Raw genomic sequence first — 16,278 nt, 5'->3', positions numbered from 1 at the left:
CAGCGCTGATGGCTGTCGGGCAACGATCCCATCCAAGTGAGGAGTTCTGCAAGATGAGCAAGCCAAGCATCATTCTGGTTCATGGTTTCTGGGGCGGCGCCGCGCATTGGGCCAAGGTGATCCTGGAGCTCGATCGCCGGGGCTTCCACGATCTGCATGCCGTGGAACTGCCGTTGACGTCGCTGGCCGACGACGCAGAGCGGACCCGGCGCATGATCCGCCAGGTTGCGGGGCCGGTGCTGCTGGTCGGCCATTCGTATGGTGGCGCGGTGATCTCCGAAGCCGGAAACGAACCCAACGTGACCGGCCTGGTCTTCATCGCCGCGTTCGCGCCGGATGCGGGTGAGAGCCCTGGCGGCATCACCCAGCAACAGCTGCCGCAGGCGGCGGCCAATCTGGCGCCGGACAGCGACGGCTACCTGTGGCTGCAGCCCGGCAAATTCCACGAGAGTTTCTGCCAGGACCTGCAGGCCGACGAGGCGCGGGTGATGGCGGTCACCCAGAAGGCGCCGCTGGCGAGCACGTTCGGTGATGCCGTCAGTGTTCCGGCGTGGCGGCATAAGCCGAGCTGGTACCAGGTCTCCAGCGCTGACCACATGATTCACCCTGATAACCAGCGGCGCATGGCGGCGCGCATGCAGCCACGTGCCAGCATCACGCTGGATGCCAGTCATGCATCGCTGGCATCGCAGCCGGTAGCGGTGGCCGGACTGATCACCGAAGCTGCGTCCGACGGACAAGGCTGAGTTTCCCGGTCTTGCCGCGGTGGTGGTGTCCCGGCCGGCCAGAGCACCGCTGCCGTGATGCTGCCACGCCCAGCGTTACTTGTACTGCCGGTCGTGTTCCTGCATGTCTTCATGCAGGATCCGCCGCAGTTCGACGATGGCCGGCGTGGCTTCCTGCACGCTGTGCCCGGACACGATCACCTTCTCCGAATCCGCGTGCGGCAGGTGCGAGCTCCAGTAGGGCACCAGCCCGTCGTCGGTCTTTTCCAGCGGACCATCGGCCTTGGCCCGCGCGATGATCGAGTGGTAGTGCACCTTCGGCGACATCGGCAGGTCCGCCACGGCGCGGACGAAGGGATCGTCCTTGTCCAGATTCTGGATGCTGTTCATCTGGTAGCCGTGCTTGCCGTCGTTGCGATCGATCTGGCCGTCGTTGGCGATGGTGGCGACGTCTTCCAGCACGGTCAGCGGCAACCGCACCAGGCGACCGATCCAGCGGCCCAGGCGGGTGCCCGCCACATCGGTGCCGCGGTGTGGCGTGGCGATGAATACCACGCGCGATACTTCCGGCTCCGGCAGGAAGGTCAGTACCGGTGCGCCCTTGGTACGCAGCAGTTCACGCTGTGCCGGCGTCATCTGCGCAGTCTCCAGCAGGGTGTCGACCAGATGATCGCCGGAAGAGGAGATCATCAGCCGCGCGATCACGCCACCCATGCTGTGCCCGACCAGCACCATGTCATGCGAAGCCTGCGCCTTGCCGCTGGGGTCGAAATGCTTGAACACCTCATCCAGTGTGTGGCGCATCGAATCGTGGCTCATCGCGATGGGCATGTTGGTGGGGTAGTAGAACTGCCAGACCTGGAAATCCTGGCGGATCTCGTCGTCGCGCATCAGCTCGTTGGCGACGTTGACCCAGGCTTCCGGACTGCTGGCCAGGCCATGGATCATCAGCAGCACGCGGCGGTTCGGATCGTAGGGCTGCATCATGTACAGATGCGGCGTGTCGATGCCGCCTTTGCCACCGAACAGCGAACGCAGTGATTGGTGGCTGAAGTTGGAGCGCGCCAGCCACAATGCGTAGCCTGCGGTGAAGTTCGCGGCCAATGGCACCTGCTGCCCATGCAGGGTGACTTCCGTGACCTGGTAGGGATCGTGGATCTCCAGTTCCGGCTCGTCGTCGTGCAGCACTTCCCACAGGTTCTTTCCGGAGAAGCGCAGCAGTACCGTCATCGATGGCGACGGCATCTCGCTCCAGCTCTGCGTGACCGGTGTGGCGGCCTGCGCGGCGGGTGTTGTGGCCGGCGGCGTGGTGGCCGTGGCGGCGGCCGGATCCTCCATCACGGCCACCAGTTCGGCACCGAAGCCATCGCGGCGATGCACGCTGCGCAGCGTGCCCGTGAACGACAGCGAGGCCGCCGGCACCAGTTCGGTGGGGGTGCGCGTATCCAGCGGCGATGCCTCACCTGAAGGTGCCAGCACGAAGGTCCAGCGGCCCAGCTGGAAATGGCTGGCCTGGCTGTGCACGCGCCCGGTGGCATAGGCGTTGTACAACTGCACCGAGGCTTCCTGCACGGCCAGGTTGTAGTAGTCGCGCACCTGGGTCTGGCGGTCCTCGAAACCGCGCTGGTTGGCCGTTCGCTCGGTGAAGAACAGGTAGGCGTAGGCCTGCCGCGCGACCTGCATCCACGCGTCCAGGCGCGGCTGGAAGTCGGCATCCAGCTCGGTGATCGCGCTCTTGGCACGGCCGGACGTGGAGTACTCACGCTTGGGCGCGGGCAGGGTCATCGCATGCTGCAGCCACAGCTCGGCCAGGCTTGAGCGCTTGTCCTCCTCGCGCACCACGATGCTGCCTTCCATGGCCTCGATGCAGGGCAGGCCGGGCTTGGCGCAGACGCCTTCGTCGAGACCGGCCACGCGCAGGGTTTCCATGGTGGCCGAACTGAGCTTGCCGGTGGTCAGGATGTCGCCGCGCTTCAGGGCGATGTACTGGCCGGGGGTGACCGAGGCCACCTGCACCGACGGCCCGAACTGGCGCAACGTGGCGCAGCCGCCAAGGGTGAGCAGCACGGTGATGATGAGGGTCGTGCGGCCGATGAAGCCCAAGCCCGTGGTTGCCATACGATCCTCCTGCGCGGTGGCGCCACTCTAGCGGTCGGCATGTCAAAGCGGAAGATACCGGGCGGTCGGTTTGGAGTGCGGAAGTGCCGCCAACCGGGCGATTCAGGCATTTCCGTGTGACACTGGGGTGAACAGGATGAATGCAGGGCTGCGATGCGCTGGCTTGAGACTGTTCCTCCGCCTCTTGCGATGCTGTTGTGCGCCGCCATCGGTTATATGGGCAGCCGATGGCAGCCGGGCGGGGCGTTGCAGCTACCGATGCCTGAGTTGTTTGCGGGTCTGGTGATGGTCTTCGGCGTGGTCTTGAACCTGCTGCCGAAGCTGGCCTTTCGTCGCGTGGGCACCACGGTCAATCCCCTGCGGCCGGCGGCGTCGAGCGTGCTGGTCACGCACGGAGTGTACCGCTACACACGCAACCCGATGTATCTGGGGCAGGCCACTGTCTTGGCAGGTGCCATGCTGTACCTGCAGAACCTGGCCGCACTGCTGGCTGTGCCGCTGTTCGTGCTGTACATCAACCGGTGGCAGATCGTGCCGGAAGAGCGGGCACTGTCGGCCCGCTTTCCTGAGGCATACGCAGCCTTCCGCCAGCGAGTACGACGCTGGCTGTAGCGCGGGTCAGGCCGTTACGGCGCGATCTGGCACTTCACGGCGGCGGAATAACCTTCGTAATCGTCACCGGCAATCACGTGCAGGGTGTGGCGCTTGTCGATGCGCTTCACGTACGAGGGCTCTTCGGTGTTGGCGTATTCGTTGACCGTGGTCACCGACCAGGTCTTGGCGAGGCGCTTCGGATCGACACCGTTCAAGTAGACGAAGACGCTCTTCTCGCCCTCGGCGACAGTCACATCGGCATGGGTGACGGTACCGCCGAACAGGGCGACTGGCGTGGTTTCCGGCTCGAACGTGCCGCCAGGCTTCCTGGCCAGGCCGGCTGCCTGCAGGGCATCGATGGCCTCGACTTCGCTGAAGTTCGAACCTGCCTTGCAGGCCAGCAGGGCCTCCAGCGTTGCGGTGCCGGCGGGGGCGATGGCAGGCGGGGCTGCGTGGGTAGCCGAGCTCGCGGCCAGAGCGGTCATGACCACGGCGAACGCGGTGTTTCTGGTTCTCATTGCAGGTCCTTCTGTACGTGACGGAGCAGCGCGCCCGGCACCGGGCGCGGAACCGGATTATGGGCCTGCGGATGTTGCCTGCGTGTACAGATCGGATGCGCGACGAAGGCGCAGCGACCTTGCCGGGCCGCTGCGCCATGCCATCAGTTGCTGGCCGCCTTCACCGCTTCTGCGGCGTCGACAATGCCTGGCCCGCAACCCCCCGGGCAGTTTGCTGCCGCGATCGGGCGCGCAGTGCGACGCAGGATGTCCTTGACCTGGTCGGTGGTCTTGGGCACCGGCGCCACCGCCTGCATCAGCGCGACGATGCCGGCGACGTGCGGCGCCGCCATCGAGGTGCCGGACATGAAGTCGAAGGCGTTGTTGCCCACGGTGGACAGGATGCCCTGTGCCGGATGCTGGCGGGTCGGTGCGCAGTTGGTCTGGTTCGGCGGCGTGGCCAGCGGCAGGAACTCGCCGACGGACGCGCGGCAGGACCAGGTTTCACCACCGGGTGCGGTGATGTGGATGCCTGCGCCGTAGTTGGAGTAGAACGCACGACGACCGCCCTGATCGTTGGCGGCAACCGCAATCACGCCCTTGCAGTTCGCCGGAGCAAACTCGGACACATCCAGATTGCTGTTGCCGGCGGCGACCACCACGATCGTGCCCTGCGCGGTGATGTCGTCGATTGCATCCTGCTCGGCCGGCGAGCAGGCCCGGCGGCCGCCGAGGCTGAGATTGATGACTTCAGCCGGGTTGGCATTGGCCGGGACGTTGGGCACGTTGATACCCGCACTCCAGAGCATGCCGTCGATGATGTCGGCGGAACCGCCATTGCCCTGGTTGCCGAGTACGCGCACCGGCACGACCTTCGCGTTGTAGGCCACGCCGGCGACGCCGATCTGGTTGTTGGTCACCGCTGCGACCGTCCCAGCGACGTGGGTGCCGTGAGCGATGCCCGAGGCATCGAAGGCATCGGCGTCGCGTCCGTCACCATCGTCGGAGCCACCACAGCCGGGATTGAGTCCGCCGATGATGCACTGCCAATCACTGAACGGGCGGGTGGACGAGATCATGTCGTAACCCGGCAACAGGTTCGCCTGCAGGTCGTTGTTGTTCAGATACCCCGAATCGACCACAGCCACCACCACACCCTGGCCGGTGGAGCGGTCCCACGCGGCCGGCAGGCGCGCACCACTGGTCGGATTGCTGTAGTGCCACTGCTCGCCGTAGCGCGGATCGTTCGGTGTGGCGAACGCGCTCATCATGTAGTTCGGCTGCACATACTCGACGTCCGGATCGTCGGCGATGCGCTGCATCAGGATCTGCGCTTCCGGAAGATCCAGTGCCTTGTCCGTGGTGACAACGTCGGCGCCACCGCCCATGCGGCGCTGGTGGGTCACGGCTGGGGCCGGCGCAGCGCCGATCGAGCGCTTGCTGCGTTGCTGGATGCCGAGGCGCTTCTTCAGCGCATCCTGTGCGGTGGTAGCCGAAACGCGCTTGCTGCTGCCGTCCCGGTACTTGACGATGAAACTGCTGTACTGCTCGTTGCTGGCCATGCCTCGCGTCCATACCCGTTCGGTGGGTTGGGCGAAGGCGGGGGCGCTGACCAGAACCAGGGTGATGGCGCTGGCAAGGGAAACCCGAAGCGACGTACGCATGGATACAGTTCCTTTGTGAAAGATGTGTCGAACAGGCCGTGCCCCTCGGGCGCGGCTTCATGTGAAGGGTGCGGGTGCTCCGTGGTCTCCTCTTGATGGCGACCAGGGACGAACGGCTTCGCGGACACATCCCCCCCAATGGGAGGCTGGGAAAATTCTGAAGTGATTTAGTGATGTCGAAGGTGAGAGAAGATGCGTGGTGTCGACATTGCTTGACGGCCTCGAATCGCGACTGCGCCTGGGCGGTGAACTCCGCGGCGAGGCGAGGCGGGCAATAAAAAAGCCCGGAAACCCACGTTGGTGGAATTTCCGGGCTTCTCCGGTCCTTGACGAACCGTTCGTTGGTGGAGGTGGGCGGAATTGAACCGCCGTCCGAAGGCACTCCATCCCCAGCACTACATGCTTAGCTCACCGTTGAATCTCATCCCCGAGCAGCACGGTGTGCAAAGCGCACCCGGGAACCAGCCTGTTGTGTTCTAGTGCCGGACTGACAGGCAGCCGCCCAGCGCGATTCCATGATAATGACTCTACGCTGCGAGCATGGACACAAGCAGTTTCGAGGCTCCGCCTAAGTCGGCAGAAGGTCACGCACCGCAGTTTTTAGGCTGCGAGAGCGACCGGAGCGTAGTTGTCGTCGTTGGCAACTAGAGTTTTGCAGCTGGATTTACGAGGAAAGCTACCCCCTCGGCATGCGCCAGGCGACTTCACAACCCCCGTCGAAACCAATGCACCCCCGGTTTCTTCAAGTGCTGCAAGGCTTTGGGGCCAATGCCGTCATAAACGCTGACACTGACCCTGCCCAACGAAACGGATCTTACGGCAATCTTCCTGAACAGTCACGCGCGGTCAGGGCCGACGCTGAAATCGTTCAGCCGCCGCTGCTGTCCAGAGGCGGGCAGCGGGGCAGGGGCCGGCATGACAGCCGGCCCCTGTTTTCCAACGTCGTGATGTCGCATCCCTGCTAGGGGCGCCCCATTCCATTGCAGGCGTCCGGGTTGTTCAGTCCGGTCGAACTACTTGCAAGAGCGAATCGTGTCTGGATCGCCTCACGCCAACTCCTATCCAGTGGGTAGAACCAGTGCGCCCGTAATGACGCGTCATTAGGCCCTTGATCCTGGCTGGAATCACCTGCGCTTCCGTAGTGATTGAAAAGGAATGAACGAATGGCGCTTGCAACACGCTTGTGGGCGGACTAACGGCACCGATCGTTGCGGGGATGCTCACATATTTGGGCGAGAACCCAATCACGCGGGCCACTTTCGTGGCATCGTCCGGGTTGACCATCAAGTCTGGGCCAGTGTATCCAATGCGGCCATTACCAGAATTGACGGTATCAAGCAGCGAGGTGTCTCCCGTTGCCACGGCAGGGAGAAAGTTTGAGGGCGCCATGTTGTTTGAGAACAAGCCGGCGAAGCTCGTCTGGATCGAGAAGCCCGGCGCCGATCCACTCCAGTTGCTTTGCTGTTTGAGACTAGTCCCGAACAAATCAACCGACTTGCATGCCGCAGACAGAAAACGCGTGAGAACTTCAGTGCTACCGCTGCTCTCCGAGCGGTAAACCACAGTGATCGGGCAACTCTGACCCGACGACAAACCCGATGATAGTTGAGACCAGTCCGCTATCTTGCTTGAGAAGACACCACAGATATCGTTGATGGACAGGTCAAGCTTCGCGCCGGGCTTGTTGAAGGGGATCACGACTGGTACGAGCGCCGTGGGAATCTGGATGAGCGCTCCATATTTTTGGTTGGTTGTGGGTACGTTGTAGGCGTTGGTGTAGTCGGACAACTCGGTCGCCGTAAGAACGGAATCGCCTGCCGCAAAATGTACTGTGCCGATGTTCCCGAAGAGACTGGGATCATTGCTTAGAAACGCTTTCTTCTCTTTGCCGGAGCCCGTTACGGCGTAGCTGAAGCTGTTTGGAAGAATGCTGTCTGCTGATCCCTTGTAGAGGTTTGCCGGCACCGAGGCGCCGCCGCCTTGCACTGGGGACTGGGCGTAAGCCAAGTGGAACGGACTGGACAACGAGATAACGAGCAAAGCGGTCCTGATCGATTTCACGTTTACCTCTTGGCGGGCTGCTTTTGCAGAGGGGCGTCAAGGGAGGTTGCACAACGGTTGCTCGAACCCTCCAAGCCCCCCTATCCCTGAAGGACGATTCGATGTTCGATTGAATCAATGACATGCCGCTTAGAAATCCTGTGGAAGATCAAACGGTCATCCTTCTGTGAAGCCATCACGCTGAGAACCGGCGGCCATTGGAGGAGAAGGGCCAGTCCATGGATGGTGGTGCTGCTTTTCTTTTCCCTGCAACAGGCTTGGAGGCGGGTCCAAGGCATGCAGAGGGCGGCACTCTCGCCGCCAGACGCTGGAGAAGGACATGGAAGATGAGCGCCATAAGGCTCAGGTGGTCTCGATGGAGGCCTTCAAGGCAGCCCGGATGGGAAAGATCCCACCGGAGCTGTTGGATATGTATGACGAGCTGACGCGCGATCAGGATGCGTTGGCGCAGATCTCGATCATTCTAGTGGCGGCGCTGCGGAGACGATTGGGCCTGCCGGACCTGTAAGGTCCAAGGGGCCGCCGCGGCGGCCCCTTCAGGAACTGGCGCCGCTGGAAGCGGCATGATTCAGCTATGGCCAGGCATACGCCAGTGGCAGTTCATCGGCGACGCTGGACAGCACAAGCCCTGCTGACCCGGAGACAGGTCATAGTCCTCGCGCCGCCATCAGTCGCGTCTCATGCTCGTGCTCTTGAGTACGCAGATCGCTCTGTGCACGCGATTCAGAGGCCACCTCCAATCTGGAGAAACTGTCCTCGATCGGTGTATTCAACGCCGTCTGATAGTCGAAACCCGCCCGTAGATGCGCCGGGGAGTCGAGTGCCCCCTGCACGACAAAAGCTTGGCCACGATTTCCGACCACAAGGTGATCCACCTGACTCAACCCAGCCCGCTGGGCTGCGATGGTTCCGGCCATCGCCAAACGCTCAACTGCCTGATCCGGCAATCCGCCCTGGGTGCATGCCAGTCTTTCTGCCGCTTGGAAATTCTGCTTGTAGATGGCATTTGCCTCGTGGTCCGAATGGCGCGGATCGAGGGTGGCGGTGCGGCCAGCCGGTGAAAGGGGGGCCGGAGCCTGCTGCTGCGATTGAATCGGCGCATTGAGCAGCGTGCCGTCTGAGCGCGTGAGTTGCGCATTGATCGGGTGGACAGGCCCACGCGGGTCACCGTCCTGCGCCACACGCTGTAGATGCTTGCCGAACTGATCGGCATTACCCTGCAGGCTACGGGCTATCCCGATTGCGAACTCAAGACCATCGCGCTGCGGCTGGTCGCCATAGCCAGCGCGAGCGATACCTGCCAATGGATCGAGATGTCCGAGGGGGCGCTCGACCATCTTCTGGGTTCGCTGCATGAATTCCTGCATCTGCGCTTCGCTGAAGCTGACCGAGACTTTTTCACCGGGACGGATCTGTCCCGGGCCCTCGGTCGATCCAGTTAAAGCCAGGTTCAACCCGGTGGCGATGTTGCGCTCCTCAACGGCTTCGTTTCGGCCACCAACCACCTTGTCCATAAAGCCGGGGGTCGGCACATCCGTGTCGACAAGGAACTGATACCTGCGCGCATCCACGTCCTCGCGGAGCGTTTCTCCGTCACGGATGAAGGCGCGCACAATCGTCAGCTTCACGTTGTCGTCATAGCTCAATTGCTGGGTGACTGTGACCTTGCCGTCGGGAGCCGTGCTCTGGATCGCCGTGCCAGTATTGCGGCGCCCCGCGATATCGGCACTCACCAGGTCATTGACCAGTCCCACTTGCAGCCGCTGCTGGGAGCTGTAGTCCAACCGCTCCAGCTGAGCCACGTTGCTCACGCCCGGCGTCTGATCGGCCACCTGGCCTGTTGCGAGCATTCGGATGTAGGCCGCACGCGCATCCGGGTCGCGCAGGTCAAAGTCGGCGGTCTGCAGTTTGGACTGTCCAAGCGCATCCTGGCGACCGGCCATCACGCGCGCAATGCCTAGATCGACGCCCACGCCCTGCAGGGATTCGATCGCCTTGTTGGGCCCCGTAACGACCCGGACATGGTGTTCGTCCAAACGGCTGATCGCGACACCGACCCCCTCCGCTTCAGTGAGCTGGTTCACCGTTGCGATGTGGCGGAACGCAACTTTCAACTCACTCTGCTGGAATTGCTGGCTATCCAGCAACACCCGGCCACCAATCGGCAGCGTGGTCGGGTTGAAGGGGTTCACTCTGGCAGCTTGCTCAGCCGTTGCAGGAGTGGATTTTCCGGTTTCAGATGCGGTGGTGTCAGGCAGGGAGACGCGATAGCGCACACGGGCACCCACCTGCGATCCGGCTTCAAGCTCGATACCAGCCAGACGCTCTTTGCCTTTGACTTCGGCGCGTGCGCCAACTGCAACCGACGCCTCAAGGCTGAACTGGGTGATGCGTTCGCGCTCGATACGGTTCTCGCCTGCCGTACCCGTTACCTCTGTCACCTTCTTCAACGTGGCGCCTGCAAGAGCCACCTCTGCCTGAGTCTTCTCGATACTACGTCCGGCAACCTTTACAGCGCCGTCTGCGGTCCGGGTAATCGAAGCGCGGTCACCCGGCAGTTTTGCACTGTGCTCAGTGCTAGAGCCGGAGTAGGTGGGGTCAATCGAATCGTCAGGATTGGAGGCCGTCGCAGCCATGCGAACTTCCTATGAAGAGGCGAGCCAGCCCAGAGTATAGACACCCTTCGGTTGATGGGGGGGCGGGACGGTTGGCCGTGGCCGTTCTGCCTGACCCCAGCAGCAAAATATTGGGGTTGATAGCATCCAGACTCTCGATCTGCAGCCAATGGAAGGACGCCATGTCGCTTGAAGTCGCCGTAACCGATGATCCCAGCGACGAGGCGCTGGACCTAATTGGCAGTGGCCTGGACCAGTTCAATCTGAACGCAGCGGGTTACGCCGATCGGCGCACACTCGCGGTGCTGGTCACCGATCCGGCCAGTGGCGAGGTGGTGGGGGGGCTTACCGGGCGAACTTCACTGGGCCTGTGGTTCGTGGATCTGTTCCATCTGCCAGCGGCCTATCGCGGCAACGGGCTGGGATCGCGCGTGCTGAAGGCTGCAGAGGATGAAGCACGGCGTCGTGGTTGCCGTTCCGGCGTGCTGTACACCCTCAGCTTCCAGGCGCCCGACTTCTATGTGAAGCATGGATGGGTCGTGTTCGGCCGGGTGCCATGCGATCCGGTCGGCACATTCAGGGTGTTCCTCAGCAAGGATCTGTCGGCGGGGTGAGTGCTGCGGGCGAGTCGCGCGTCCTGTCAATCCGCAACTTGTTGTAGAGCGTCTGTCATAGCGGATTGCTAACTTCGTGGGCACGAATTTGCGACACACTGGCGACGACCATCCAGGCCAGGACAGACACGGAGACGGTGGGTGACCGATGCAAGCCAACAACGCAGCCTGCGGCAGCTGATCGGACCGGTCGGTGCCGATTACCAGCGACGCGCGTTGCCGCCGGGCTGGGTATGGGCGGTGCTGGCGGTGCTGCTGGCGGCCACCTGGGTGACCGAGTTGCCGGCCACGGCCGCTGCGGCACTGGTCGCCAGCGCGGTGGTGGTGCACTGGTCGCAGCGTGGTCGCATCCATTGGCTGGGGTGGCGCCTGCCGGGCCTGGCGGTGCTGGCGGCCTTGTTGTGGGGGCCGGAAGTGCTGTCGCAGTGGTTCGAGCACGGGTTGGCCGTGGTGCTGATGTCGCTGGCCAGCCTGAGCATTGGTGTGCACGTGTGGCAGTCGCGACAGATGGCCCGCCGGCTGCAGGGTGCGGCCGACGCGCTGGACGATGCGCAGCTGCTGGCGTTGCTGCCGGCTGATGCCGCACAGCTGGCCCAGCAGTGGCGCTCGGGCGATGATCGTTACGCGCCGGAGCTGGCAGTGGTGATGCATCTGGCGGTGATGCACGCGGCACTGGCGCCGCGGGTGCGCAGGCAGGGCATGCTGGCGGGGTGACCAGCGTCTTGTAGAGCTGAGCCTGCGCTCGGCTGCTCTTCTTGCCGAAGCCGAGCGTGGCTCGGCTTTACAGACAGCCAAAGCAGTCGAGCATGGCTTGACTCTACAGGGTGATGCGCAACCGCCTTATGCGTCGCGGTTGCCGCGACGCATGACACGCTGCTTCTCGATCGCCCAGTCGCGGTCCTTGGCGGCATCGCGCTTGTCGTGGGTCTGCTTGCCCTTGGCCAGCGCGACTTCGAGCTTGATCTTGTTCTTGCTCCAGTACATCGCGGTGGGCACGATCGTGTAGCCATCGCGCTCGACCTTGCCAACCAGCTTGTCGATCTCGCTCCGGTGCAGCAGCAGCTTGCGATCGCGCCGGTCGTTGGCCACGACATGGGTCGAGGCCTGGATCAACGGCGTGATCTGCGCGCCGATCAGGAAGATCTCACCATCCTTCACGTAGGCGTAGGCGTCGACGATGTTGCCGCGGCCAGCACGGATCGATTTCACCTCCCAGCCCTGCAGGGCCAGGCCGGCTTCGAAGCGGTCTTCGATGTGGTACTCGTGGCGGGCACGCTTGTTCAACGCGATGGTTTTGTTGGCCGTCGCGCTCTTTGCTTTATCCTTGCCGCTGTTCTTGCTCATTTCCGTATTGTCTCCGATTCGGGCCCGCCCGGTCGATTGCCGAAACGTCCTGTATTCATGCCTACTATCCGCCGCAGCGCCCTGGTCGAACATTCGGCCGCGCGCATGTTCGACCTGGTCAATGATGTCCAGGCCTATCCGCGCCGTTTCCGCTGGTGTTCGGCTGCCCAGATCCTGGAGCAGGGCGAGGACCGACTGGTAGCGCGCCTGGACCTGGGCCTGGGCTCGTTCAGCACCTGGTTCCAGACTGAAAACACCCTGCAGCGCCCGCACAGCATCGACATGCAGCTGCGCGATGGCCCGTTCAAGCAGCTGCATGGCCGCTGGGAGTTCCATGCGCTGGCCGAAGATGCCTGCAAAGTCACCCTGACCCTGGACTTCGAGCCCAGTTCGCGCCTGCTGGGGCCGGCGCTGGCGTTGGGCTTCCAGAGCCTGGCCGACCGCATGGTCAACGACTTCATCCGCGTTGCCGACGAGGCCTGAGCAATGATCGAGGTCGAGGTGGTGCTGGCCTGGCCGCAGCGGGTGCTCTCGCGCCGGTTGCAGCTGGACGAGGGCGCGACCGTGGCCGAGGCCATTGCCGCTGCTGCGCTGGAAGGCAGTGCAGGCTGCCCGGCGGCGGCCGTGCATGGGGTACTGGCGCGCCCGCAGCAGGTACTGCTGGATGGCGACCGCATCGAGCTGCTACGCCCGTTGCAGGCCGACCCCAAGGACAACCGCCGGCGTCGCGCGCTCGGCGGTTGATTCCTGCCGCCCGTCCGTGCGGACGGGCAGGGGGCGTCAGCGACCCTTCTTCTTCTTGTCCTTCGGCAGATTGCGGCCGAACTGGCGCACGGTCTGCTGGGCCAGGGCCTTGTCGTTACCCGGGAAGTAATCGCCTTCCCAGCGGGTCACGTTGTCATTGTCGAAGAACACGGTGAAGTTCTTCACCTCGGTGCGGCCCAGGCGGTTCACGCGCTGGCTGGAGGTGTAGTCCCAGCGCTGGGCGTGGAACGGGTCCGGAATGGACGGGGTGCCCAGCAGCGCAGTGACCTGCTGCTTGCTCTGCCCGACCTGCAGCTTGGCCACGGCATCTTCCCGGATCAGGTTGCCCTGATAGATGGGTTGCTTGTAGATGATGCCGCACCCGGTGGTGGACAGGGCGACGGCGGCGACCAACAGGAGATTGCGCATCGGGACTGGCGGTTGGGGAAATCAAACCGATGATACACTCCCGGCGTGCCACCGCGACCCAATCCGAGGCAGCTGGCGCTAAATCGCCAATGAACGGAGACCTATGGAAACCCACGACCTGCGAAAAGTCGGCCTGAAGGTGACCCATCCACGGATGCGGATCCTGGCGCTGCTTGAACAGCGCAATGCCCAGCACCACATGACCGCCGAAGATATCTACCGCCAGCTGCTTGAGCATGGCGACGAGATCGGCCTGGCGACGGTCTACCGGGTGTTGACCCAGTTCGAGGCCGCCGGTCTCGTGCTCAAGCACAATTTCGAAGGCGGCCAGGCCGTCTACGAGCTGGACCGTGGCGGCCACCATGACCACATGGTCGACGTGGACAGCGGCAAGATCATCGAGTTCGAGAGCCACGAGATCGAGGAGCTGCAGCGCAAGATCGCTGCCGACCACGGCTACGAGCTGGAAGAGCACTCGCTGGTGCTGTACGTGCGCAAAAAGCGCAAGTAAGCCGTTCCGGCCAGCCGTAGTGCGACGAAACCCCGGGCTTGCCCGGGGTTTTTCGTTGCTTACGGTAGATCCACGCCATGCGTGGATGGCCCCATGAGCACCTCAAGATCGACCGCCTCGGCCATGGCCCGGTTACCCGCATCGCCCGGATGCAGGTGGTCACCGGAGTCGTAGGCGGCCGCCATCTGTGACGGATCGGCCGGGTCCCGCAGCGCGGCGTCCAGGTCGATCACCGCGTCAAAAGGGCTGTCCGTGCGCAGCCACGCATTGAGCTGCCGGCGCAGGACATCCTTGTCCGGGTGGTAGTAGTCATCCAGCGGCGTGCCGGGCAGGGCGCCGGCGAACGGTGTCAGGGTGGCGCCTACGATCCGGATACCTCGGCCTCGGGCCTGCTCGGCCAGCGCGCGATACCCCGCCTGTAGTTCCGCCAGCGCGGGCCGGGCCTGGTTGCGGGCGAACGCGGTGCCAGGCCAGCTGATGTCGTTGATGCCGATCAGCACGATCACACTGGCCACGCCGGGCTGATCCAGTGCATCGCGCTGCAAGCGGGCCAGAACCGACTCACCCATGCCGTCGCGCAGCAGCCGCCCCCCGGATATACCGGCGTTGACCACGGCGATGCCCCGCGGTGCCAGACGCGCGGCCAGGTGGTCGGTCCAGCGCTGGTCCTGGTCGAGGCTGGCGGTGGCGCCGTCGGTGATCGAGTCGCCGATCACCACCACGCTACGTGCGCGGGCGGCGGCCTCGACCTCGATGCCGGCCAGGAACAGGCGGGCAGTGGTGCTGCTGGCCGCGCTCAGAGCCTGGGCCCTGCTCTGGTCGCCGGGCGCAGTCCAACTGGTCTGGCGGCCTTCCCAATGGAACGTCTGCACCGGCGTCGGCCCCGGCACGAAGACACTGACCTGCAGTGCCTGCCGGTCATCCGTGACCAGTGGCAGCGGGTCGCTCAGCCGTTCCTGCCCGGGGGAGATCAGCACCCCGGGCTGGCCGTCGAAACTGAGCGGCTGCGGTGTGTCCCCCGCCCGGGCAGCCACGCTCGCTGCCCCGATCCGCAGCGGCTGGGTGCCGTAAGCATTGCTCAGCCGCACCCGCAGCCGAGGCCCGCCCAGGCTGATGCGCGCGGTCTGGCGGAAGGTCTGGTCATGCAACGTGGCCGGGACCAGGGTCGGGAACAGAAAATCCGCGCCCCAGACCGGTTGCGGGCTGGCCTGCCAGCTGGCAACCCAGTGCGGGGCGGATGCGGCACTGGCGACGCCGGACAGGGCGAGCAGGGTGGTGGCGGTAAGGTGGCTCAGGCGGTTCATCGGGCGGTCCCGGATGGAGGGAACACCATGGTGATTCCGTGGTTATCTGTGAACTAGACTGCGCATGGATAATCATCTGTGAACTGGATTCATTGCCATGGCGCGACCAGACATCAACCGATCCGGCGAGCTGGAAGTGTTCGTGCGGGTGATCGAGACCGGTGGCTTCTCCGCCGCCGCCCGCACCCTGGACATGACGCCCTCGGCGGTGAGCAAGCTGGTGGCCCGGCTGGAACAGCGGCTGGGCACGCGCCTGCTGCAACGCTCCACCCGCCAGCTACAGCTGACCCCGGAAGGCTGCGCGTTCTATGAACGTGGCCTGCGCGTGCTGGCCGACCTGGAGGAGGCCGAACGCTGCGCCAGCGCACATGCCGAGCCGCGCGGACGGCTGCGGGTCAATTCCAACGTGCCGTTTGGCCAGCACTTCCTGTTGCCGCTGCTGCCGGCGTTCCTGGAGCGCAACCCGCAGGTGGGCGTGGACCTGACCCTCAACGACGAGGTGATCGACCTGCTGGAGCAGCGCACCGATGTGGCGGTGCGGGCCGGGCCGCTGAAGAGCTCCAGCCTGGTGGCGCGGCGGCTGGGCGCGACGCGGATGATGATCGTGGCCGCGCCGGCCTACGCGCAGCGGCATGGGCTGCCGCGCGACGCTGAGGAGCTGCAGTCGCACAATCGGCTGGACATCGGCCATGCCCGGGCGATGCAGGGCTGGCCATTGCTGCAGGACGGACGCGAGCGGATGGTGCTGCCCAGTGGCAATGCCCGCGCCAGCAACGGTGATGCACTGCGGCAGCTGGTGCTGGGTGGTCTGGGCATGGCACGGCTGGCAGCGTTCCAGGTGCAGGCCGACATCGCTGCCGGACGCCTGCTGCCGGTGCTGGAGGAAGCCAATCCCGGTGACCTGGAAGAGGTGCACGCGGTGTTCCTGGGGCAGGGCGGCTACCTGCCGCTGCGGGTGCGCGCGTTCCTGGATTACTTGGTGGAAACGGTGGACCTGGCACGGCCCTTGGGGTGAGAGCGCCGGCGGACAGAACCCGAGCATGGGCTCGGCTCTACAT

Annotated in this window: 17 protein-coding genes and 1 other RNA gene; 9 read left to right on the top strand and 9 right to left on the bottom strand. The window is 64.2% G+C overall.

Translation table 11 applies throughout. From position 1 onward, the window contains the following. The first annotated feature begins 53 nt into the window (after positions 1-53). Entirely contained in the window at positions 54-746 is a 693-nt protein-coding gene (locus RI032_RS00720) for an alpha/beta hydrolase (RefSeq protein WP_322547704.1), read from the top strand. A gap of 75 nt (positions 747-821) precedes the next feature. Here the strand turns inward: RI032_RS00720 and RI032_RS00715 are convergent, their stop codons facing one another. Further along, positions 822-2,843, bottom strand: a complete 2,022-nt coding sequence (locus RI032_RS00715; protein ID WP_260364389.1) for an esterase/lipase family protein — start codon at positions 2,841-2,843, stop codon at positions 822-824. Positions 2,844-2,996: 153 nt separating this feature from the next. On the opposite strand from RI032_RS00715, the gene RI032_RS00710 reads away from it, so the two are divergent. Then, entirely contained in the window at positions 2,997-3,455 is a 459-nt protein-coding gene (locus tag RI032_RS00710; RefSeq protein ID WP_322547703.1) for a methyltransferase family protein, read from the top strand. 14 nt (positions 3,456-3,469) lie between these two features. Here RI032_RS00710 and RI032_RS00705 read toward each other — a convergent pair whose 3' ends face one another. The 4 genes from RI032_RS00705 to RI032_RS00690 all read right to left on the bottom strand — a co-directional run bounded on the left by RI032_RS00705 (position 3,470) and on the right by RI032_RS00690 (position 7,659). Then, positions 3,470-3,955, bottom strand: coding sequence for a hypothetical protein (locus tag RI032_RS00705; protein ID WP_322547702.1), 486 nt, complete (start codon positions 3,953-3,955; stop codon positions 3,470-3,472). 143 nt (positions 3,956-4,098) lie between these two features. Continuing rightward, the gene (locus RI032_RS00700; RefSeq protein ID WP_228355232.1) at positions 4,099-5,598 is read right to left on the bottom strand and encodes a S8 family serine peptidase; all 1,500 of its coding nucleotides are present in this window, start codon (positions 5,596-5,598) and stop codon (positions 4,099-4,101) included. A gap of 342 nt (positions 5,599-5,940) precedes the next feature. Beyond that, positions 5,941-6,333, bottom strand: a transfer-messenger RNA (tmRNA) gene (gene ssrA, locus RI032_RS00695). Positions 6,334-6,597: 264 nt separating this feature from the next. Then, the gene (locus RI032_RS00690) at positions 6,598-7,659 is read right to left on the bottom strand and encodes a substrate-binding domain-containing protein (protein ID WP_322547701.1); all 1,062 of its coding nucleotides are present in this window, start codon (positions 7,657-7,659) and stop codon (positions 6,598-6,600) included. Between the two features lie 319 nt (positions 7,660-7,978). On the opposite strand from RI032_RS00690, the gene RI032_RS00685 reads away from it, so the two are divergent. Further along, the gene (locus RI032_RS00685; protein ID WP_049454717.1) at positions 7,979-8,167 is read left to right on the top strand and encodes a hypothetical protein; all 189 of its coding nucleotides are present in this window, start codon (positions 7,979-7,981) and stop codon (positions 8,165-8,167) included. Positions 8,168-8,306: 139 nt separating this feature from the next. Here RI032_RS00685 and RI032_RS00680 read toward each other — a convergent pair whose 3' ends face one another. Further along, a complete protein-coding gene (locus RI032_RS00680; protein ID WP_134958172.1) occupies positions 8,307-10,295 on the bottom strand; it encodes an XVIPCD domain-containing protein in 1,989 nt (662 codons plus the stop codon). A gap of 161 nt (positions 10,296-10,456) precedes the next feature. Here RI032_RS00680 and RI032_RS00675 point away from each other — a divergent pair, with 161 nt between their 5' ends. Then, positions 10,457-10,888, top strand: coding sequence for a GNAT family N-acetyltransferase (locus RI032_RS00675; protein ID WP_322547700.1), 432 nt, complete (start codon positions 10,457-10,459; stop codon positions 10,886-10,888). A 141-nt stretch (positions 10,889-11,029) separates the two neighbouring features. Further along, the gene (locus tag RI032_RS00670; RefSeq protein ID WP_010484444.1) at positions 11,030-11,602 is read left to right on the top strand and encodes a hypothetical protein; all 573 of its coding nucleotides are present in this window, start codon (positions 11,030-11,032) and stop codon (positions 11,600-11,602) included. Positions 11,603-11,728: 126 nt separating this feature from the next. On the opposite strand, the gene smpB is transcribed toward RI032_RS00670, so the two are convergent. Continuing rightward, the gene (smpB, locus tag RI032_RS00665; protein ID WP_010484447.1) at positions 11,729-12,232 is read right to left on the bottom strand and encodes an SsrA-binding protein SmpB; all 504 of its coding nucleotides are present in this window, start codon (positions 12,230-12,232) and stop codon (positions 11,729-11,731) included. Between the two features lie 57 nt (positions 12,233-12,289). Between smpB and RI032_RS00660 the strand changes: the two genes are divergently transcribed. Both RI032_RS00660 and RI032_RS00655 read left to right on the top strand, forming a co-directional pair. Next, complete coding sequence (locus RI032_RS00660; protein ID WP_010484449.1) at positions 12,290-12,715, top strand: type II toxin-antitoxin system RatA family toxin; 426 nt, start codon at positions 12,290-12,292, stop codon at positions 12,713-12,715. A 3-nt stretch (positions 12,716-12,718) separates the two neighbouring features. Next, positions 12,719-12,976: an RnfH family protein gene (locus tag RI032_RS00655; RefSeq protein WP_010484451.1), complete on the top strand. Its 258-nt coding sequence runs from the start codon at positions 12,719-12,721 to the stop codon at positions 12,974-12,976. A 36-nt stretch (positions 12,977-13,012) separates the two neighbouring features. On the opposite strand, the gene RI032_RS00650 is transcribed toward RI032_RS00655, so the two are convergent. Then, on the bottom strand, positions 13,013-13,405 hold the full coding sequence (locus RI032_RS00650; protein WP_010484453.1) for an outer membrane protein assembly factor BamE: 393 nt from the start codon (positions 13,403-13,405) through the stop codon (positions 13,013-13,015). Positions 13,406-13,508: 103 nt separating this feature from the next. Between RI032_RS00650 and fur the strand changes: the two genes are divergently transcribed. Then, positions 13,509-13,916 carry a ferric iron uptake transcriptional regulator gene (gene fur / locus RI032_RS00645; protein ID WP_005409235.1) on the top strand — a complete coding sequence of 136 codons (408 nt, stop codon included), beginning with the start codon at positions 13,509-13,511 and terminating at the stop codon, positions 13,914-13,916. Positions 13,917-13,975: 59 nt separating this feature from the next. Here the strand turns inward: fur and RI032_RS00640 are convergent, their stop codons facing one another. Continuing rightward, positions 13,976-15,220, bottom strand: coding sequence for an SGNH/GDSL hydrolase family protein (locus tag RI032_RS00640; RefSeq protein WP_322547699.1), 1,245 nt, complete (start codon positions 15,218-15,220; stop codon positions 13,976-13,978). 97 nt (positions 15,221-15,317) lie between these two features. Here RI032_RS00640 and RI032_RS00635 point away from each other — a divergent pair, with 97 nt between their 5' ends. Continuing rightward, a complete protein-coding gene (locus tag RI032_RS00635) occupies positions 15,318-16,235 on the top strand; it encodes a LysR family transcriptional regulator (protein ID WP_010484459.1) in 918 nt (305 codons plus the stop codon). The last annotated feature ends 43 nt before the right edge of the window (positions 16,236-16,278 follow it).

Origin of the sequence: Stenotrophomonas geniculata (assembly GCF_034508895.1) — a bacterium.
GTDB classification, from domain to species: Bacteria; Pseudomonadota; Gammaproteobacteria; order Xanthomonadales; family Xanthomonadaceae; genus Stenotrophomonas; species Stenotrophomonas geniculata.
This window is presented reverse-complemented; position numbering and strand designations above follow the sequence as displayed.